18 protein-coding genes are annotated in these 18,648 nt (G+C 59.3%); 4 read left to right on the top strand and 14 right to left on the bottom strand.

Going from position 1 to position 18,648, the window contains the following annotated elements; all coding sequences use genetic code 11:
- Positions 1 to 2: 2 nt before the first annotated feature.
- Positions 3 to 473, top strand: coding sequence for a MaoC family dehydratase (locus H8B20_RS06980; RefSeq protein WP_003227420.1), 471 nt, complete (start codon positions 3 to 5; stop codon positions 471 to 473).
- An 87-nt stretch (positions 474 to 560) separates the two neighbouring features.
- Here H8B20_RS06980 and H8B20_RS06975 read toward each other — a convergent pair whose 3' ends face one another.
- Positions 561 to 1,028 carry a ferritin-like domain-containing protein gene (locus H8B20_RS06975; protein ID WP_047300134.1) on the bottom strand — a complete coding sequence of 156 codons (468 nt, stop codon included), beginning with the start codon at positions 1,026 to 1,028 and terminating at the stop codon, positions 561 to 563.
- Positions 1,029 to 1,232: 204 nt separating this feature from the next.
- Here H8B20_RS06975 and H8B20_RS06970 point away from each other — a divergent pair, with 204 nt between their 5' ends.
- The gene (locus tag H8B20_RS06970; RefSeq protein ID WP_003227425.1) at positions 1,233 to 1,469 is read left to right on the top strand and encodes a DUF3820 family protein; all 237 of its coding nucleotides are present in this window, start codon (positions 1,233 to 1,235) and stop codon (positions 1,467 to 1,469) included.
- A 31-nt stretch (positions 1,470 to 1,500) separates the two neighbouring features.
- Entirely contained in the window at positions 1,501 to 2,682 is a 1,182-nt protein-coding gene (locus tag H8B20_RS06965; RefSeq protein WP_210622709.1) for an aminotransferase class V-fold PLP-dependent enzyme, read from the top strand.
- 5 nt (positions 2,683 to 2,687) lie between these two features.
- On the opposite strand, the gene H8B20_RS06960 is transcribed toward H8B20_RS06965, so the two are convergent.
- From H8B20_RS06960 to zwf, 4 genes are all read right to left on the bottom strand, one after another.
- Positions 2,688 to 3,413: an intradiol ring-cleavage dioxygenase gene (locus H8B20_RS06960; protein ID WP_210622708.1), complete on the bottom strand. Its 726-nt coding sequence runs from the start codon at positions 3,411 to 3,413 to the stop codon at positions 2,688 to 2,690.
- Between the two features lie 312 nt (positions 3,414 to 3,725).
- Positions 3,726 to 4,391, bottom strand: coding sequence for a bifunctional 4-hydroxy-2-oxoglutarate aldolase/2-dehydro-3-deoxy-phosphogluconate aldolase (locus H8B20_RS06955; RefSeq protein ID WP_042560599.1), 666 nt, complete (start codon positions 4,389 to 4,391; stop codon positions 3,726 to 3,728).
- 17 nt (positions 4,392 to 4,408) lie between these two features.
- On the bottom strand, positions 4,409 to 5,122 hold the full coding sequence (gene pgl / locus H8B20_RS06950) for a 6-phosphogluconolactonase (RefSeq protein ID WP_210622707.1): 714 nt from the start codon (positions 5,120 to 5,122) through the stop codon (positions 4,409 to 4,411).
- Positions 5,109 to 6,575, bottom strand: a complete 1,467-nt coding sequence (gene zwf / locus H8B20_RS06945) for a glucose-6-phosphate dehydrogenase (RefSeq protein ID WP_210622706.1) — start codon at positions 6,573 to 6,575, stop codon at positions 5,109 to 5,111. The genes pgl and zwf overlap by 14 nt, the downstream gene beginning before the upstream one ends.
- A gap of 226 nt (positions 6,576 to 6,801) precedes the next feature.
- Between zwf and H8B20_RS06940 the strand changes: the two genes are divergently transcribed.
- Positions 6,802 to 7,662, top strand: a complete 861-nt coding sequence (locus H8B20_RS06940) for a MurR/RpiR family transcriptional regulator (protein WP_171057240.1) — start codon at positions 6,802 to 6,804, stop codon at positions 7,660 to 7,662.
- Positions 7,663 to 7,809: 147 nt separating this feature from the next.
- Here H8B20_RS06940 and H8B20_RS06935 read toward each other — a convergent pair whose 3' ends face one another.
- The 9 genes from H8B20_RS06935 to H8B20_RS06895 form a co-directional block, all read right to left on the bottom strand.
- Positions 7,810 to 8,664: a D-hexose-6-phosphate mutarotase gene (locus tag H8B20_RS06935; RefSeq protein ID WP_210622705.1), complete on the bottom strand. Its 855-nt coding sequence runs from the start codon at positions 8,662 to 8,664 to the stop codon at positions 7,810 to 7,812.
- Positions 8,665 to 8,837: 173 nt separating this feature from the next.
- Complete coding sequence (locus H8B20_RS06930) at positions 8,838 to 10,187, bottom strand: carbohydrate porin (protein ID WP_210622704.1); 1,350 nt, start codon at positions 10,185 to 10,187, stop codon at positions 8,838 to 8,840.
- 193 nt (positions 10,188 to 10,380) lie between these two features.
- A complete protein-coding gene (locus H8B20_RS06925) occupies positions 10,381 to 11,541 on the bottom strand; it encodes an ABC transporter ATP-binding protein (RefSeq protein ID WP_042560604.1) in 1,161 nt (386 codons plus the stop codon).
- Positions 11,542 to 11,543: 2 nt separating this feature from the next.
- On the bottom strand, positions 11,544 to 12,389 hold the full coding sequence (locus H8B20_RS06920) for a carbohydrate ABC transporter permease (RefSeq protein ID WP_042560605.1): 846 nt from the start codon (positions 12,387 to 12,389) through the stop codon (positions 11,544 to 11,546).
- The gene (locus H8B20_RS06915) at positions 12,382 to 13,290 is read right to left on the bottom strand and encodes a carbohydrate ABC transporter permease (protein WP_042560606.1); all 909 of its coding nucleotides are present in this window, start codon (positions 13,288 to 13,290) and stop codon (positions 12,382 to 12,384) included. Before H8B20_RS06915 ends, H8B20_RS06920 begins: the two co-directional genes overlap by 8 nt.
- A gap of 146 nt (positions 13,291 to 13,436) precedes the next feature.
- Positions 13,437 to 14,738: an ABC transporter substrate-binding protein gene (locus tag H8B20_RS06910; protein ID WP_042560607.1), complete on the bottom strand. Its 1,302-nt coding sequence runs from the start codon at positions 14,736 to 14,738 to the stop codon at positions 13,437 to 13,439.
- A 119-nt stretch (positions 14,739 to 14,857) separates the two neighbouring features.
- Complete coding sequence (locus tag H8B20_RS06905) at positions 14,858 to 16,117, bottom strand: D-mannose isomerase (protein WP_210622703.1); 1,260 nt, start codon at positions 16,115 to 16,117, stop codon at positions 14,858 to 14,860.
- A gap of 185 nt (positions 16,118 to 16,302) precedes the next feature.
- Positions 16,303 to 17,772: an ATP-binding protein gene (locus H8B20_RS06900; RefSeq protein ID WP_200612271.1), complete on the bottom strand. Its 1,470-nt coding sequence runs from the start codon at positions 17,770 to 17,772 to the stop codon at positions 16,303 to 16,305.
- Positions 17,762 to 18,493, bottom strand: a complete 732-nt coding sequence (locus tag H8B20_RS06895; RefSeq protein WP_042560610.1) for a response regulator — start codon at positions 18,491 to 18,493, stop codon at positions 17,762 to 17,764. Before H8B20_RS06895 ends, H8B20_RS06900 begins: the two co-directional genes overlap by 11 nt.
- Positions 18,494 to 18,648 lie beyond the last annotated feature (155 nt).

Raw genomic sequence — 18,648 nt, 5'->3', positions numbered from 1 at the left:
CGATGACCCAGGTTACCAACATCCCTTACGAAGCCCTCGAAGTCGGCCAGACCGCCAGCTACAGCAAGACTGTCGAAGAGCGTGACATTCAGCTGTTCGCCGCGATGTCGGGCGACCATAACCCGGTGCACCTGGACGCCGAGTTCGCCGCCGCCAGCATGTTCAAGGAGCGCATCGCCCACGGCATGTTCAGCGGCGCGCTGATCAGTGCGGCGGTGGCCTGCGAACTGCCTGGGCCGGGCACCATTTATATCGGTCAGCAGATGAGCTTTCAAAAGCCGGTGAAGATTGGCGATACCTTGACTGTACGTCTGGAAATTCTCGAGAAGCTGCCAAAGTTTCGCGTGCGCATTGCCACTCGCGTGTTCAACCAGCGTGATGAGTTGGTCGTGGATGGCGAGGCCGAGATTCTGGCGCCGCGCAAGCAGCAGACGGTGACGCTGCCGACGTTGCCGGCGATCAGCATTGGCTGATTGATTGCGCTGCGTCAGGAAAATCTTTCCACCCAGACATAAAAAAACGCCAGGCTAGCTGGCGTTTTTTATACAGCCTACGGACGCTTACGAGCGTGCGCGGGCCTGGTTACGCAGGGCTTTCACCTGGTCGTGGTTACGTTGTACGCCGTGGTACTGACGTTCAACCAGATCACGAATACCGACCAGGTTGTGTTTGTTGATTTTTTCGATGGCTTCACGATAAGCCTTGAGGGCGTGGTCTTCACCGCGCTCGGCTTCGTTCAGCACGGCTTCTTCGTCTTTGCCGGTAAACATGGCTTTGACGTCGACCCAGCGACGGTGCAGGTCACCGCTGACACTGGTGGAGGTTTCCGGATCGCCACCCAGTTTGCGAACTTCAGCTTGCAGCTCGGCAGCGGCAGTGGCGCAATCGGCGGAGCGAGTCGCGAACAGGGTTTTCAGTTCAGGATGCTTGATGTCTTCAGCGCAAGTCTTGAACCCTTCCTGACCGTCTTTGCTGGTTTCGATCAGGTCGTTCAGTACAGAGATGGCTTCTTTATTAACGTCGGTCATTTTTCAATTCCTTGCGGGTTGATGAAAGATGCAAGGGATATTGCAGAGTGCGTGCCAGCTTTTTTGTTTTTTAAAAAACGTTATAAATCAACAAGTTAAAGATAAATGAACTATCTGTATCTCGGTAATTTGCATGATCTGTCATTTGGCCTGCATGCAGAATGCCTGTATTTTTCAATCTGATTTGAATCCAGACGAAAACCGATGAATCCAGAAAAACTCGAACTGCTGATCACCCGCGAAATGCCCTTCGGCAAATACAAGGGCCGGATCATTGCCGACCTGCCAGGGCCTTACCTTAACTGGTTTGCCCGAGAGGGGTTTCCCCACGGCGAGCTCGGTGGCTTGCTGGCATTGATGCAGGAGATCGACCACAACGGCCTCTCGGACTTGCTCGAACCACTGCGCGCCAAACACGGCAAACCTGCCCCGCGCCACTGAAGCGCCCTTCTCTATCAGAGTTAAGCCGACCATGCCTGATAACACCCGCCGCGCCCGTGATGAAGACTTCTGGCAAACGTTCGGCAATCGCTACGACGCTCAATCCGCGCCGATAAACCTGGAAAACGGTTACTTCGGGCGCATGTCGCGCACGGTGATCGAGGAGTATCAGCGCAACATCGAGATGATCAACAACAGCAACTCGGTGTATGTACGCCAACGCTTCGAACAGCACGACAACCTCGAGATCCGGGCACAATTGGCCGAGCTGATCGGCGTGCGTGCGCAGAGTATCGCGTTCACCCGCAACGCCACCGAAGGCCTGCAATCGCTGATCCGCAACTACAACCGCCTGCAACCGGGCGATGAGGTGTTGATCTGTGATCTGGAGTACGACACGGTCAAGGGGGCCATGCGCTGGCTGGCAAGGCATCGCGGCGTCGAGGTGATCGAGATAGCGCACGCGCATCCGGCCAGTTTCGACAGCCTGCTGGAGACGTATCGCGAGACGTTCATTCGCCACCCGAAACTCAAGTTGATGGCGCTGACCCATGTTACCCACCGCACCGGCCTGGTAATGCCGGTACAGGCGATTGCCGCGCTGGCCAAGGAACATGGCGTCGATATCATCCTCGACGGCGCCCACGCGCTGGGGCAGATGGAATTCGATCTCGAAGCCATGGGTATCGCGTTCGCCGGCTATAACCTGCACAAATGGATCGGCGCGCCGCTGACCCTCGGCTTTCTCTATATCGCCCCGCAACGCCTGGCTGATATCGATCCGGACATGGGCGAGATGCATTACCCACGCAACGACATCCGCGCACGCACGTCGTACAGAACGCCGAACATCCCGGCGCTGATGACTTTGCCGCTGGTGTTCGAGGAACACCGTTCACTTGGAGGCGCTGCGGCCAAAGGTGCGCGGCTCAACTACCTGCGCAATCTTTGGGTCAGCGCCGTGCGCCACTTGCCCGGTATCGAAGTCATGACCCCGGATGATCCGCGACTGTATTGCGGGATCACGGCGATGCGCTTCACCCGCCATGACGATCAACAGTTGATGGCCGAGCGACTGCTCAATAAATACAAGCTGTTCACCGTGGTGCGCACCGGCGCCGCGTGCGGGCCATGCATCCGTATTACGCCGGGGGTGACCACCACCGCCATCGACATGCAGTTACTGACCCGCGCGCTCAACGAGCTGCGTTGACTGGCTCAAACCGTGTACTTGTCGAAGTCCTCGGGTTTGATCTGCGACGACACCGCGAAGGTGTCGATGCCGATGGTCAGGTGGCCGAAGAAGCCGTCCTCGTGCGACTCTCGACCGATCGGCCAGACCGCCAGCGTCGAAGCTTCACCGTTCTGGCTGGCATAGAGCACGTCCTCGGCGTTGTTCAGCGGTAACGACGCTCGCCCGCGGTAGGCCTGGGCATTGAGCACTGACCGGGAAACCACCTCGGGAAAATACAGCTGGCCGACCCAGGCGACATTGCGCTCCTCCAGGTATTCGTTACCGGCAACGATGCGCACCGCCACATGGATGTGCAGCGCGCGCCCGGCATAGAACCCGGGATAGACGGTGGTAAATCGGGCGCGGCCCATGTGATCACAGAACTGGCTGCCGCGCAGGTAAGTGTCATCGTCCGTGCGCGGGATAGAGCCGATGGCCGCGACATCGACTTCCGCGTCCGGATTGAGGCGGCTCCAGCCCGAGTACGCGTCCCTTGCGTTGCAATGCCAGATATCCACCAGCGCACCTTTGACGGGCTCGCCGGTCATGGCATCAACGATGGTCAGACGCAGGATCAGCGGCAACCCTTCAGCACCCTCGCTGATGTTGCGCCGCAAGAGTTTGGGGTTGCGAAAGAATGGCCCGGCGATTTGCTCGGGGGCCAGTTGATACAGCGACTGCTGTGCGGTTGATGCGAGATCTCGCTCCATGAGTACGTCCTCTCTTCCATAGGATGAACGCAAGGTTAGCGCCACGAAAAATTTGCGGTGCGGTAACTATGTATCGCTGAGTAACCGATGACCTGGTTCATTAGAAGCAAGATCAAAAGATCGCAGCCTCGTTTCACTCGACAGCTCTTACAGAAAAACTGTCACGCCACCTGTAGGAGCTTCCGCAGGCTGCGATCCTTTGATGCTGTTTTTAAACAAGGGAGCGCCCGTTTTCTACAGGCAAAAAAAAACGGTGCACCGACCAAGCGCACCGTAAAGCCGTAGAACACACAACGAAGTGTCAGGTATTGATCAGTCCAGCAGCGCCAACGCCTCGGCGGTGCATTCCTGAATGCGGGCCCAGTCGCCGTTCTTGATCCACTCAGGATCAAGCATCCAGCTACCGCCCACGCACATGACGTTTTTCAGCGCCATGTAGCTCTTGATATTGGCCGGGCCGACGCCGCCAGTCGGGCAGAATTTCACTTCGCCGAACGGACCGCCGAGGGCTTTGATCGCGGCCACGCCGCCGCTGACTTCCGCCGGGAACAGCTTGAAGCGGCGATAACCCAGACCGTAGCCTTCCATGATCCCGGAGGCGTTGCTGATGCCCGGCAACAGCGGAATCGGGCTGTCGACACTGGCTTCGAGCAGGTCACGGGTAATGCCTGGGGTGACGATGAATTGCGAGCCGGCCGCCTCAGCTGCCGCGAGCATGTTGCGATCCAGCACAGTGCCGGCGCCGGTCATGAGCTCCGGGCGCTGGTCACGCAGGATCTGGATGGCCTTGAGCCCGAACTGTGAGCGCAGGGTGACTTCCAGCGCGGTCAGACCACCGGCAGCGAGGGCGTCGGCCAGCGGCAGCACGTCCTGTTCGCGGGCGATGGTGATCACCGGCAGGATCCGTGCCTTGGCGCAGATGCTGTCGATCAGGGCAACTTTGTCCGCCATGGAAACGGTCGGGGATGGGGTTGTCATAGCGGCTGTTCCTTGGCTCATGGGCACCAGTAAATCTCTAACGTAGGTTGCAGAAACGCGCGCACCGGCATGGCCGCGACGTCATCGGATGCCAGCGCGGCATTCAGGGTGGTCAGTTTCGACTGACCGGAAATCGACAGAATCTTGTGTTTGGCCGAAGCCAGCAGCGCACGGCTCATGGTCAGGCGCTGACGCGGCACACTTGGCGCCAGCATCGGCCAGCAACGACGCGAGCCGTCGGTTTGCAGCGCCTGGGCCAGGTTCGGGCTGTCGGGGAACAGCGACGCGGTGTGGCCGTCATCGCCCATGCCCAGCACCAGCACATCAATCGGCGGCAACTCGGCGAGCAAACGGTCAGCCTGTTCGGCAGCCTGCTCGACATTCGCCGCAGCGCTGTAGAGGCTGAGGAATTGCGCCTTGGCGGCCGGGCCCTTGAGCAAATATTGCTTGAGCAGACCGGCGTTGCTGTCGGCATGTTCAACCGGCACCCAGCGCTCGTCGGCGAGGGTCACGACGACCTTCGACCAGTCCAGCTCCTGCTCGGCCAGATGCTGGAAAAACGCCACCGGGCTGCGACCGCCGGACACCACCAGCACCGCGTTGCCGCGTGCAGCAATGGCATCGCTCAGTTGCTTGGCCACATTCAGCGCCAGACCTTCGGCCAACAGCACCGGGCTCTTGAATGCGTGGGCATTCACGCCCGCAGGCAGTTTCACATCAGATATCGCCATACCACGACCTCCCGTCCCGCGTGATCAATGCAATGGAGCTCATCGGCCCCCACGACCCGGCCGCGTACGGCTTGGGCGCGTCACCGGATTTTTTCCACCCGGCGATCAACTGGTCACACCACTTCCACGCGGCTTCGATTTCATCTTTACGGACAAACAGGTTCTGATTGCCGTTCATCACTTCCAGCAACAACCGCTCGTAGGCATCGGGGATCCGCGCACTACGCCAGGTGTCGGAGAAATTCAGTTGCAGCGGACCGCTGCGCAATTGCATGCCTTTGTCCAGGCCCTGCTCTTTGGTCATCACGCGCAAGGAAATACCTTCGTCCGGTTGCAGGCGGATGATCAGTTTGTTGCTGATCTGCAGGCGCTGCTCGGGGGCAAAGATGTAGTGCGACGGTTCCTTGAAGTGAATGACGATCTGCGAGAGTTTCTGCGGCATGCGTTTGCCGGTACGCAGGTAAAACGGCACGCCGGCCCAGCGCCAGTTGCGGATGTCGGCACGCAGGGCGACGAAGGTTTCGGTGTCGCTCTGGGTGTTGGAATTCGGTTCTTCGAGGTAGCCCGGTACGGATTTGCCTTCGCTGTAACCGGCGATGTACTGGCCGCGCACGACCTGAGTGGTCAGGCCTTCCGGGCTGATCGGCGCCAGCGCCTTGAGCACTTTGACTTTCTCGTCACGGATGCTGTCGGCGGACAGGTCGGCCGGCGGGTCCATGGCGATCAGACAGAGCAGCTGCAACAGGTGATTCTGGATCATGTCGCGCAGTTGGCCGGCCTTGTCGAAATAGCCCCAGCGGCCTTCGATACCGACCTTCTCGGCCACGGTGATTTCCACGTGGGAGATGTAATTCTGGTTCCACTGGGTTTCGAACAGGCTGTTGGCGAAACGCAGGGCGATCAGGTTCTGAACGGTTTCTTTGCCCAGATAGTGGTCGATTCGGTAGGTGCGGTTCTCCGGGAAGAACTGCGCCACGGCGTCGTTGACCTTGCGCGAGGATTCCAGATCGGAGCCGATCGGTTTTTCCAGGACCACGCGGGTGTTTTCTGCCAGCCCGACATTCGCCAGGTTCTCGCAGATCGCGCCGTACACCGCCGCCGGAGTGGCGAAGTAGGCAATCATGCGTTGCGTGCTGCCGGCCATTTCGGCCAGCGAGACGTAATCTTCAGCCTTGAGGAAGTCGACGTGCAGGTAGGTCAGGCGCGCCAGAAAACGTTCGGCGACGGCCTCGTTCAACTCGTTGCCGACGTAGCGGCGCAATTCGGCGGAGATGAATGCCAGGTGCTGCTGCTCGGAGCCGTCTTCACGGGCCAGCGCGATGATGCGCGTGTCCTCGTGCAACAGGTCAGCGCCATCGAGGTGATAAAGGGCAGGAAACAACTTGCGCAGGGCCAGATCGCCAAGAGCGCCGAACAAGGCAAAGGTGCACGGTTCAACCGTAATCGAAGGCATGATGTTTGTTCTTTTATCAAGTTAAGCTACAAATACCTTTTTTCAAGGCATCACTCAAGGGAAAATGTAGTAATAAACACAACATTTTCGCAAAATATAGATTCCGAGTGGTGGTCGGTCGGAGCCATCAGTAGGATAGGCCACCGTTACGGGCGATATCAAAGGCCCAATTTGCATAGCCCGGCGCACCTTTGCGCAGGTGAATTAGGAATTCCATATGGATCGCGTGCGAAATTTACTGGAACAGATCCAGAGTCGCCTTGAAGACCTGAACAAGGCCGAACGCAAAGTCGCCGAAGTGATCCTGCTCAACCCGCAGCAGGCCACCCGCTTCAGCATCGCCGCCCTCGCCCAGGCTGCGTCGGTGAGTGAGCCGACGGTCAACCGTTTTTGCCGCTCGTTCGGCGTCAGCGGCTACCCCGAGCTCAAGCTGCAACTGGCGCAGAGCCTGGCCAGCGGCGCGGCGTATGTCAGCCGGGCGGTCGAGGCCGATGACAATCCCGAAGCGTACACGCAGAAGATTTTCGGCAGTGCCATTGCCTCACTGGACAGCGCTTGTCAGGCGCTTGATCCGAACCTGATCAGCCGTGCCGTCGACCTGTTGATTCAGGCGCGGCAGATTCACTTCTTCGGCCTCGGGGCTTCGGCGCCGGTGGCCCTGGATGCGCAGCACAAGTTTTTCCGTTTCAACCTGGCGGTGACAGCGCATGCCGATGTGTTGATGCAGCGGATGATTGCTTCGGTGGCGCACACCGGCGAGCTGTTCGTGATCATCTCCTACACCGGCCGCACCCGTGAACTGGTGGAAGTGGCGCGCATTGCTCGCGAGAACGGTGCTTCGGTGCTGGGTTTGACCGCCGAGAATTCGCCGCTGGCCAAGGCCAGTACCTTGAGCCTGAACATCCCATTGCCTGAAGACACCGACATTTATATGCCGATGACTTCGCGGATCATTCAGTTGACCGTACTGGATGTGTTGGCGACCGGGATGACGTTGCGTCGCGGGGTGGATTTCCAGCCGCATCTGCGCAAGATCAAAGAGAGCTTGAATGCGAGCCGGTATCCGGTTGGGGATGAGTTCAACTGAGGTCTGATGATTCTTTATTGAATGATCCGGCCTCATCGCTGGCAAGCCAGCTCCCACAGTGTCGGCGTCGTACGCAAAATCGATGACTACCACCGAACCTGTGGGAGCTGGCTTGCCAGCGATGGGGCCAGCAGCAACAGTACAAATTCAGGCAGCCGCCCACGCCTGCAAACTCAAATGCGCCTTCTCCCCCGGCGCCAGATGCAGACTGTCGGTGCCCCCCGCCGCGGCTTCAACACACACAAACTCCAACACCTCATCCCAGCTAACGCCCAGCAACGGCCGCGAGCCCGGATGCCACACCACCGTGTCTGCACTGTCACCCGTATCGATGCACAACTCGCGCTGCCAGGCGTGATCCTTGAGCTGTAATTCGCCATCGTGCTGGAACACCCGCTGACAGCCGCCGTCGACCCGCAACTCGCCTTCCTGCTGGCAAGCCTGGCGGTTCAACTGGTCATAACCTTGCGCGCCTTCGAGTCCAGACAGCGCTATCTCACCGACATCGCCAATACGCCAGTAAGCGTGCAAAGCCTGGCTCAACTGGCATGCCATGTCGTCCTGATGCTCGGTGCTCAAGCGCAATTCCATGCGTTCGCCAAGGTGAGCATGGAGCTCAACCTGCCAGTCGCACAATTGCAATTGCCAGTGCAGGCGCACGCCATCTTCAGCGCTGCTGCTGTCTAGCAACTTCCAGTCGAGCAGGCGCGCCCAACCATGGGACGGCCACGCGTTCTCGCTTGGATGGCGGCCATACCACGGCCAGCACACCGGCACGCCACCACGAATCGCACCCACATGCGGCCACTTCGCCGCACACCACAACCACGGCTTTTGCCCGCGCGGCTGAAAGTGCAGCAACTGCGCGCCCTGACGACTGAACACCGCCTGACACAGCGGATGATCGATCACCAACACGTCGCGCATCTGATAGCGCTCCCAAGCGAAAACAGGTTGCTCGCGCAGGGATTTGAAGAAGCGTTGCAGCGGATGCTCATGCATGGGACCACAGTCCTGAAATCGTCTTTCACAGGGCGGCGCCTGCCCCAAAAAAAAGCGGACAGCCTAAGGGGCGTTCTCAATTGGTTTTCCCACCGTGGCGGGTACAAACAATTGAGAACGCCCCTCGCTGTCCGCAAATATGCGCACATAGAGAGGAGCTTATCGCAGACGCGTTAGAACACCGACTGAATTTTCAGGCCGGCGACCAGAGCGTTGTCCACTTCATCAACACCGCCCGGGTGTGTGATGTATTGCAGGTTAGGACGCACGGTCAGCCAGTTGGTGACGTGGAAGCCGTAGTTGATCTCGTAGTTGTATTCGGTTTCACGAATTGGCGAGAACGCGGCATTGTCGTAGTCGGACACACCGTTGGAAGCGTTCAACAGTTCAGCGTTGCGCTTCACGTCCTTGTTGACGTGGATACGCGCCGCGCCGATACCGACGTCATCCTTGGGACGCGCGTCGAACGGGCCTTTGTAGACAAACATCAGCGACTGATAGTTGTCGATGAAGTTGGTGTCCTTGTCGTGGAACGTGGCGTTGGCCGCGATGTTCAGGCCGCGGGTCGCATCACCGTTATGGCTGGTGAGTTGCTGTTGCGCCACGAACCAGTAACCGCTTTTGCTGCTGTGGGTCTTGTAGGCGTCGCCAGTAGTGGCAGCGTCGAAACCATTGATGTCTTCACGAACATCATCAGCGTCCGCCGTGCTCTTGTAGTAACCGACGCGGTATTCGCCCGGCAGGCTGTTAACCTTCGGCGACCAGACCAGTTCGACCGGCAAAACGGTGCCTTTGGTGCCGCTGCCGCTGAGTTTGAAGCCGTTGCCGTGCTCCAGTTGCGACGGGTTCTGGTTGTACGCACCGATCTGAGCATAGAGCTCATCATTGATGTTGTACTTCACACGGATCGCGGCCTGGCTGACGGGCCAGTTGTACCAGATGTTGGTCGCCCAGTTACCCACTTGCGAACCGCAGAACGCCAGGTTCTGGAAGTCGCACGGGAAGGTGTTGAAGTCTTCGCCTTCACCGAAGTAACCGGCCTTGACGTCGAGTTTGTTGTCGAAGAACTGGTGCTGAATCCACAACTGGGTCAGACGCACCATGTGGCCACGGCCGTAGACTTCCTGCGACGAACTCAAGGTGCCGGCACGCGGATCACCAACACGGTCGTTGGAGATGTTGTAGCCGTTACGGTTGGTCAGCTGGATCTTGGCCTGAGTGTTGTCCCAGCCCCACAGCTTTTGCAGATCGAGTGCCACGCCCAGACCGAACTGGTCAGCGTAACGCGCAGTCTTGTCGTCGTTGAAGCCACCGTTCAGGTTGCCACCGACTTCCCCAACGTAGTCGGCCTTGATGTCGATACCCTGCTCGATCAGCTTGGTCCGCTCGCCACCCCAGTCACCGGTCATCCATTTGGAGTCGGAGCTGAAAGCATCCGCCGCCATCGCATTGCCGGCCAGCACCAGTGCTGCCGCAGCTGACACTTGGCAGATCAACCGGGCATTGACGTGTTTCATTTTCATCCCTACATCCTCGTCTTTATTGTTATTAACTGTTTTTATCTAACGCGGTTTACATAAAGTGCGATGGATTACAGGCAATCCACCGCGTGCTCCTTTGTGGGAGCGAGCCTGCTCGCGAATGCGGTGTATCAGGCGACATCAGTGCTGGATGTCAGACCGCTTTCGCGAACAGGCTCGCTACCACATTTGTTCTTCACCGGCCTTTGAATTGGGCCACGTTCGCAGACCGCGCATCGGTCTGTGCTTGACCGGCAACACCCAACCGCTCGCCAGTCTTGGCATCAAACAACAACACTTTCGACGGATCGAATTGCAGCGTCAGGCTCTCGCCCACTTGCGGCGCCACGTCTGGCGCCAGACGGCAGCAGACCTTGGTGTCGTTCAGATTGACGAACACCAGCGTGTCCGGACCGGTCGGCTCGGTAACCTGCACTTCAGCGCGAATGCTCGGCAGGCCGTTGCCCTCGCCGTTCGCCAGAACGATCTGTTCCGGGCGCAGGCCGAGGATCACTTCGCGGTCTTCAAGACCGGCGTCCTGCATGCCCATCGGCAGTTCGCAACGGGCCTGGCCGCTGTCGAGCAGCGCCAACAGACGACCGTCCTTGCGTTGCAGACGCAGCGGGATGAAGTTCATCGGCGGCGAACCGATGAAGCTCGCCACGAACAGGTTGGCAGGGTCGTTGTAGATCTCTTTTGGCGTGCCGAACTGCTGAATGATGCCGTCCTTCATCACCGCCACTTTATCGCCCAGGGTCATCGCTTCGATCTGGTCGTGGGTCACGTACACCGTGGTGGTTTTCAGACGCTGGTGCATCAGTTTCATTTCGGTGCGCATCTCGACGCGCAGCTTGGCGTCGAGGTTGGACAGCGGTTCGTCGAACAGATAAATCTTCGGCCGACGCGCCAACGCACGGCCCATCGCCACACGCTGTTGCTGACCACCGGAGAGCTGGCCCGGCTTGCGGTTGAGCAAGTGTTCGATCTGCAACAGCTTGGCCACGCGAGCGACTTCTTCGTCGATCGCCGACTGCGGCATCTTGCGAATCTTGAGACCGAACTCGATGTTCTCGCGCACGCTCATGGTCGGGTACAAGGCGTAGGACTGGAACACCATGGCGATGTCGCGATCCTTGGGGCTCATGCCGCTGACGTCTTGATCGCCAATCATGATCGCGCCGCCGGTGATGGTTTCCAGCCCGGCAATGCAGTTCATCAGGGTCGACTTGCCGCAGCCCGACGGGCCGACGAGGATCAGGAACTCACCTTCCTTGATCGACAGTTCGATGTTTTTCAGGGTGTCCGGCAGGCCGGGGCCATAAGTCTTGTTTACGTTGCGAAGTTCGAGCGTTGCCATGATTACCCCTTGACCGCGCCGGCCGTCAGCCCGCGCACGAAATACTTGCCTGCGACCACATAGACCAGCAGGGTCGGCAGGCCGGCGATCATCGCCGCTGCCATATCAACGTTGTATTCCTTGGCGCCGGTGCTGGTATTGACCAGGTTGTTCAGCGCCACCGTGATCGGCTGCGAATCACCGCTGGAGAACACCACACCGAACAGGAAGTCGTTCCAGATCTGGGTGAACTGCCAGATCAGGCAAACCATGATGATCGGCGTCGACATCGGCAGAATGATCCGCCGGAAAATGGTGAAGAACCCTGCGCCATCAAGGCGTGCGGCTTTCACCAATGCATCGGGAATGCTCACGTAGTAGTTACGGAAAAACAGCGTGGTAAACGCCAGGCCGTAAACCACATGAATGAACACCAGGCCGGTGGTGGTGCTCGCCAGGCCCATCTTGCCGAGGGTGAACGAGGCCGGCAGCAGCACGGTCTGGAACGGCAGGAAGCAGCCGAACAGCAGCAGGCCGAAGAACAGTTGCGAACCACGGAAGCGCCAGAACGACAGCACATAGCCGTTCAACGCACCGATGGCGGTGGAGATGATCACGGCCGGGACGGTGATCTTGATCGAGTTCCAGAAGTAGCCGTCGACGGTGGCCCAGGCTTTCACCCAGCCGATGCCGGTGACCACGGTCGGCCAGCTCAGCAGGTTGCCGGTGCCGATGTCTTCCGGGGTCTTGAAGCTGGTCAGCAGCATGACCACCAGCGGCACCAGATACAGGAGCACCGCGAGGATCAGCACCGCGTAGATCGCGATGCGACTCAGGCTGATGGGGGATTTGGCAGCGAGACTAGTCATTACGCTTGGTCCTCAGCTCGGAGTACAGGTAAGGCACGATGATCGCGAGAATCGCACCGAGCATCAGAATCGCACTGGCCGAGCCCATGCCCATCTGGCCGCGACTGAAGGTAAAGGAGTACATGAACATGGCTGGCAGGTCGGAGGAATAACCCGGACCACCGGCCGTCATCGCCGCAACCAGGTCGAAGCTCTTGATCGCGATGTGCGCCAGAATCATCACGGCACTGAAGAACACCGGACGCAGGCTTGGCAGCACGACTTTCCAGTAGATGCGCGGCATGCTCGCGCCATCGATCTGCGCGGCACGGATGATCGATTGATCAACCCCGCGCAGGCCGGCGAGGAACATCGCCATGATGAAGCCCGAGGCTTGCCATACAGCAGCGATCACCAGGCAATACACTACGCGATCCGGGTCGATCAGCCAGTCGAGACGGAAGCCTTCCCAGCCCCAGTCACGCAACAATTTGTCCAGGCCCATGCCCGGGTTGAGCAGCCACTTCCAAGCGGTACCGGTGACGATCATCGAGAGCGCCATCGGGTACAGGTAAATGGTGCGGATAAAGCCTTCACGACGGATACGCTGGTCGAGGAACACCGCCAGCAACACGCCGATCACCAAGGTGATGCCGATGAACATGCCGCCGAACATCGCGAGATTCTTGCTCGCGACCCACCAGCGATCGTTGTCGAACAACCGCGCGTATTGCGCCAGACCGGCCCACTTGTAGTTGGGCAGGAATGTCGAGGTGGTGAACGACAGCACGAACGTCCACAGGATGTAGCCATAGAAGCCCACCAGCACGATGAACATGCTCGGCGCCAGCACCAGTTTGGGCAGCCAGCGTTGCAATGCATCGAACGGCGAGGCTTTGCTGAACACAGCAACAGAACTCATGGGGAAATCCAGAATAAGATGACAAAGGCATTCCCTGGTGGGAGCGAGCCTGCTCGCGAAGGCGTGGTATCAGTCGACACATCGATTAACTGACACACCGCTTTCGCGAGCAGGCTCGCTCCCACAAGGATCGAGCCTGCTTTTGGTTATTTGGCCGACTTGATCGCCGCGCCGAGTTTCTTGGCGGTGTCGGCCGGATCGGCTTTCGGGTCGTTGATGTAGTTGGTGACTACGTCAAAAAACGCGCCTTGTACGGCCAGCGTGGTCGCCATGTTGTGCGCCATGCTCGGCTGCAGGCCGCCGGACTTGGAGTCCGCCAGGAAGTCCTTGGCAGCCGTTTGTGCGCAGGAGTCGAAGCCGAGTTTCTCCATGTCGTTCAACATGTCGATTCGTACCGGGATCGAGCCTTTGTTGATGCTGAAGACTTTCTGGAAGTTTTCACCCAGCACGACTTTGGCGATGTCCTGCTGACCCGCCGCGGTGCCCGCGTCTTTCTGCTTGAACACGGCCAGCGAGTCGATGTTGTAAGTGAACGCCTTATCGGTGCCCGGGAACGCTACGCACTGGTAGTCCTTGCCGGCAATTTTCTTCGCGGCGGTCCATTCGGACTTGGCCCAGTCACCCATGATCTGCATGCCGGCCTTGCCGTTGATGACCTTGGCCGCTTCCAGGTTCCAGTCCTGGCCTTTGCCGTCGGCGTCCATGTAGGTCGCGACTTTCTTCAGCTCGGTCAGCGCCTTGACCATTTCCGGGCCAGTCAGCGCTGCGTTGTCGAGGTCGACCAGGGCTTTCTTGTAGCCATCAACCCCCATGACCGAAAGCACAACGGCTTCGAACACGGTGCTGTCCTGCCAAGGCTGACCGCCGTGAGCCAGCGGGATGAAGCCCGCAGCCTTGAGCTTGTCGCCAGCGGCGTAGAATTCTTCGAGGGTGGTCGGGGCTTTTTCGATGCCGGCTTTCTTGAAAACTTCCGGGTTGATCCACAGCCAGTTCACACGGTGAATGTTCACCGGTACGGCCACGTAATCACCGTCGTACTTCACGGTATCGGAGACTTTCTTGTCGAGCAGGCTGTCCCACTTTTCCGACTTGGCAACGTCCTTCAGAACGTCGGTGTCGAGCAGGCCGGTCGACGCCCATTCCTGGATGTCCGGGCCTTTGATCTGGGCAACGCCTGGCGGGTTGCCGGCCACTGCACGGCTTTTCAGCACAGTCATGGCAGTCGCACCGCCACCACCGGCGACAGCGCCGTCTTTCCAGGTGAAACCGTCTTTTTCGACTTGGGCCTTGAGCACATCAACGGCAGCTTTTTCGCCACCTGAGGTCCACCAGTGCACGACTTCCACCGAACCTTTGGATTCGGCAGCGGAAACACTGAGAGGCAGAATTGCGAGCGGGAACAGGGAGGCGACAGAAATGACAGTAGCGAGGCGAGAAATCGCATTCATCTGAGATGTACCTTTCTTGTTGTTATGCATTGCAAGTCTGGTGCTTGCGCTGCACAGGAGTTTAAACAGGGCGATTCCCCTCGCAGGTAACGAAGGGACGCGCGAATGTCACCACATGGTTACACAGGAATGCTCTGGGACAAGCGCGCCAGCGCAGTGGCCATGCTCGGTGCCAAGGGTAGACGCGGGATCAGCACCGCCTGCCAGGCGTGGTACAGATCGGGTTTGCCCGGCCAGATATCGGCACTTGGAATGTTTTGCGGATTGAGTTCGTGGTGCCAACTGCCGTCGCAGCGATCGATGAAATTCACATCGCAAAAATCCCAGAACAGGCGGTACCAGGTTTCATATTGCTCATCGCCGGTGCGCTTGAGCAAAGCGCTGGCCGCAGCGCTGGCCTCGGCATGCGTCCAGTGCAAGCGATGGCGGACCACGGCTTCGTTGTTCCAGTCGAGGGTGTAGACGATGCCCGGCGCGCCATCGACATCCCAACCGTAACGGCAGTTTTGCTCGAAGAGTTTCTGCGCGTCGGTGGCGAGCCAGCCGGGGGTAAGCATGCCGGCCTGCACTCGCGCCGCTTCGAGGTGCAGCAACAGCCGCGCCCACTCGAAACCGTGTCCCGGCGTGGTGCCGTAAGGACGGAAACCGTCGGCGGGATTGTCATGGTTGTATTCGCGCAGCGGTTGCCAATCGCGGTCGAAGTGCTCGATCACCCGATAATCGTTGGCAGCAGCATGACCATGAATTACCCGCTCGACGATGCGTTGGGCGCGCACCAGCCAGCGTGGGTCTTCAGTGACATCGGCCAGGGCGAGGAACGCTTCGGTCGCGTGCATGTTGCTGTTGGCGCCGCGATAGGCTTCCTCTTCGCTCCAGTCACGATTGAAGAATTCGCGCATGGCGCCCTCTTCTTCGCTCCAGAAATAGGTGTCGATGATGTCGATCGCATCATCCAGCAGCGCCTGCGCACCGGGACGTCGTGCGACCACCGCCGAGCTCGCCGCCAGTGCAACGAAGGCGTGCAGGTAGGCGTTCTTGCCCATGTTGTCATCGCGATGCTCGGCCACCGCAAACCAGCCACCGTGCAGCGCATCACGCAGCGGCCCGCGCAGGGCGGCAATGCCGTGATCGACCAGTTCGGCAAATCCCGGCAAACCCTGAATGTGGGCCATGGCGAAGCTGTGGGTCATGCGTGCGGTGTTCATGGTTTCGGCTCGTGCGTTCGCAGGCAAACGGCCGCGTTCGTCGAGGTTGCCGAAGCCTTCGGGCAGGCGTGACGCCCTGGCGAAATCCAGCAGGCGCAGGCCTTCGGCGGCAAGCCATTGCTGGTGCGCGGGGGCATTGAGCCAGCTGCTGAAGCCGGGTTCGAAGTGGTCCATGGGGGGCCTTTTTTGTTGTTATGACTGCGGGGAGTCTAAACAACGGGCCGGGGTGGGCTTGTAACGAAGGGGACGGGTTTTGTCACTGATTCGTGACATGAAAAGCAAAGTCAAAAGATCGCAGCCTTCGGCAGCTCCTACAGGGATCGGTGTAGGAGCTGCCGAAGGCTGCGATCTTTTGATCCTCAATCCATCGACCGTGGCAACTGCAACGTCACCCGCAACCCGCCCTCACGCAGGTTCTGTAACGTCACCTCACCGCCATGGCTATGAGCGATATTGCGCGCAATCCCGAGGCCGAGGCCATAACCCTGCTGCTGCCCCGCCAACCTGAAGTGCGGCTCAAACACCTGCTCCAGCCGCTGCTCCGGCACGCCCGGCCCTTCATCATCGACGTGCAGGACGAATGCACTTTCATCGTCATCAATGTGCAGATGCGCGTTCTGTCCGTACTTCAATGCATTGTCGATCAGGTTGCCGATACAGCGCTTTAACGCCAAAGGTTTGCCCGAATACGCCGCCAGCGCCCGTCCATGCTGGGTCACGCGACCATTGCCGTTAGGCGCCAGATACGGCTCCACCAGACAATCGAGCACATGGTTAAGATCGACCGGTTCAATGTTTTCGTGGATGTCAGTGTCTTTCACGCATTGCAACGCGCCTTTGACCAGCAGTTCCAACTCATCCAGATCACGACCAAACTTGATTTGCAGCTGTTCGTCTTCGAGCAATTCGACGCGCAAACGCAGGCGGGTGATCGGCGTGCGCAAGTCATGGGAAATCGCGCTGAACAATTGGCTGCGTTCGGTCAGGTATCGGCTGATGCGCTCGCGCATGGTGTTGAACGCGCGGCCGACCTCGACCACTTCACTGCCGCCACCCTCGGCCACCGGTTCGACGTCGGCGCCCAGCGACAGATCCCGCGCGGCGCGGGCCAGGCGCTTGAGCGGCCGGCTCTGCCAGTGCACCAGCACACCGATGAACAGCAGCAGAAAGCCGCTGGTGAGGACGATGAACCACACTTGCTGCGACGGCAGGCCTTGCTCTTCAAGACTGGTGTAGGGCTCGGGCAACAGCGAGGCGATGTACAGCCATTCGCCTGGTGCCATCTGAATCTGCGTGACCAGCACTGGCGGATTCACCGGCTCAAGGGTCAGGGCGTAGTGCGCCCAGGAGCGCGGTAATTCATCGAGTTTCAGCCCGGCGTTGAAGATGCGCAGATCCTCGGGACTGACGAAAGACACAGAGATGTCGGTGTCTTGCCCGAGAGACTGACGCAGCACTTCGTCGACCGCTTTCATCACCGCGGCTTTACGCGCAGTGACCGGCAGCACGTCCATGCCCAGCGGCTTGTCGTTGAGCGTTACGACAAATCGCGTGCCGCCCATGCTGCGCAATTGATCGAGCACAAGCGGCCGATAGGCCACCGGCAACGAACGAAAATAACTGACGCTGGCGGTCATCGAATGAGCAAGGCTGCGAGCGCTGGTGACCAGGCCTTCGAGCTGGGTGGCGCGCAATTGCGAAACCCAGATCACACTCGACAAGGTCTGCGCAAACAGCACCGCGAGCAAGGTCAGCAGCAACATCCGCCCCAGCAGCGAACGCGGCACCGGCACTTTGCTGGCGAGCCGGCGCAGCGACTCAGTGACCATTGCCGGCAACCACGTTGGCTGCCAGTTGATAGCCGCTGCCGCGTACCGTGCGAATCAGCCGTGGCGGCTTTTCCGTGTCACGCAGACGTTGGCGCAAGCGGCTGACGGCCATGTCGACAATGCGATCGAGCGGCATCAGGTCGCGGCCGCGGGTGGCATTGCCGATGGTGTCGCGGTCGAGAATTTCCTGTGGGTGATCGAGGAACAGTTTCAGCAGAGCGAAATCGGCACCGGACAGAATCACTTCCTCGCCGTCGGTGTGAAACAGCCGATGACTGACCATGTCCAGCCGCCAATCGTCAAACGCCAGCACTTCACTGCCGCTGCGTTCTTGCCCGAATTGTGCACGGCGCAGCAGCGCTTTGATGCGCGCCTGCAGTTCGCGGGGGCTGAAAGGTTTGCCGAGGTAATCGTCGGCGCCAAGCTCCAGACCGATGACCCGGTCGGCCTCGTCGGAACTGGCGGTGAGCATGATGATCGGCACCTGCGCCTGACGCGGATGCTGACGCACCCAGCGGCACAGACTGAAACCGTCCTCGTCGGGCAGCATGACATCGAGGATCACCAGATCGCTCGGCGCCTCGTTGAGGGCCTGACGGAAACTGGCGCCATCGGCTGTGGCCCGTACCTGAAACCCGGCGCGGGTCAGATAGGTTTCCAGCAACTCGCGTATTTCCTGGTCGTCATCGACCAACAATATCGACTTGTTGACTGAGCTCACTTCGAAGGCATCCTTGTTGTTGGAATTGGGGCGGATTATGCCTGATGAACCTTGGAAATTTGTTGTCTGTTATGGCCCCATCGCTGGCAAGCCAGCTCCCACAAAGATCTTTGTCGTTCACACAACCTGTGGGAGCTGGCTTGCCAGCGATGAGA

It is taken from the genome of Pseudomonas sp. P42 (assembly GCF_017973755.1).
In the GTDB taxonomy this organism is placed as follows: Bacteria; Pseudomonadota; Gammaproteobacteria; order Pseudomonadales; family Pseudomonadaceae; genus Aquipseudomonas; species Aquipseudomonas iridis.
This window is presented reverse-complemented; position numbering and strand designations above follow the sequence as displayed.

Excerpts from the sequence above, each read along its gene's own strand:
- H8B20_RS06975 (WP_047300134.1), bottom strand. The coding sequence starts at position 1,028 with ATGACCGACGTTAATAAAGAAGCCATCTCTGTACTGAACGACCTGATC.
- H8B20_RS06925 (WP_042560604.1), bottom strand. The coding sequence starts at position 11,541 with ATGGCAACGCTCGAACTTCGCAACGTAAACAAGACTTATGGCCCCGGC.
- H8B20_RS06980 (WP_003227420.1), top strand. The coding sequence starts at position 3 with ATGACCCAGGTTACCAACATCCCTTACGAAGCCCTCGAAGTCGGCCAG.
- H8B20_RS06910 (WP_042560607.1), bottom strand. The coding sequence starts at position 14,738 with ATGAATGCGATTTCTCGCCTCGCTACTGTCATTTCTGTCGCCTCCCTG.
- pgl (WP_210622707.1), bottom strand. The coding sequence starts at position 5,122 with ATGGCGATATCTGATGTGAAACTGCCTGCGGGCGTGAATGCCCACGCA.
- H8B20_RS06930 (WP_210622704.1), bottom strand. The coding sequence starts at position 10,187 with ATGAAAATGAAACACGTCAATGCCCGGTTGATCTGCCAAGTGTCAGCT.
- H8B20_RS06955 (WP_042560599.1), bottom strand. The coding sequence starts at position 4,391 with ATGACAACCCCATCCCCGACCGTTTCCATGGCGGACAAAGTTGCCCTG.
- zwf (WP_210622706.1), bottom strand. The coding sequence starts at position 6,575 with ATGCCTTCGATTACGGTTGAACCGTGCACCTTTGCCTTGTTCGGCGCT.
- H8B20_RS06935 (WP_210622705.1), bottom strand. The coding sequence starts at position 8,664 with ATGCATGAGCATCCGCTGCAACGCTTCTTCAAATCCCTGCGCGAGCAA.
- H8B20_RS06900 (WP_200612271.1), bottom strand. The coding sequence starts at position 17,772 with ATGGTCACTGAGTCGCTGCGCCGGCTCGCCAGCAAAGTGCCGGTGCCG.
- H8B20_RS06970 (WP_003227425.1), top strand. The coding sequence starts at position 1,233 with ATGAATCCAGAAAAACTCGAACTGCTGATCACCCGCGAAATGCCCTTC.
- H8B20_RS06915 (WP_042560606.1), bottom strand. The coding sequence starts at position 13,290 with ATGAGTTCTGTTGCTGTGTTCAGCAAAGCCTCGCCGTTCGATGCATTG.
- H8B20_RS06965 (WP_210622709.1), top strand. The coding sequence starts at position 1,501 with ATGCCTGATAACACCCGCCGCGCCCGTGATGAAGACTTCTGGCAAACG.
- H8B20_RS06920 (WP_042560605.1), bottom strand. The coding sequence starts at position 12,389 with ATGACTAGTCTCGCTGCCAAATCCCCCATCAGCCTGAGTCGCATCGCG.
- H8B20_RS06960 (WP_210622708.1), bottom strand. The coding sequence starts at position 3,413 with ATGGAGCGAGATCTCGCATCAACCGCACAGCAGTCGCTGTATCAACTG.
- H8B20_RS06905 (WP_210622703.1), bottom strand. The coding sequence starts at position 16,117 with ATGGACCACTTCGAACCCGGCTTCAGCAGCTGGCTCAATGCCCCCGCG.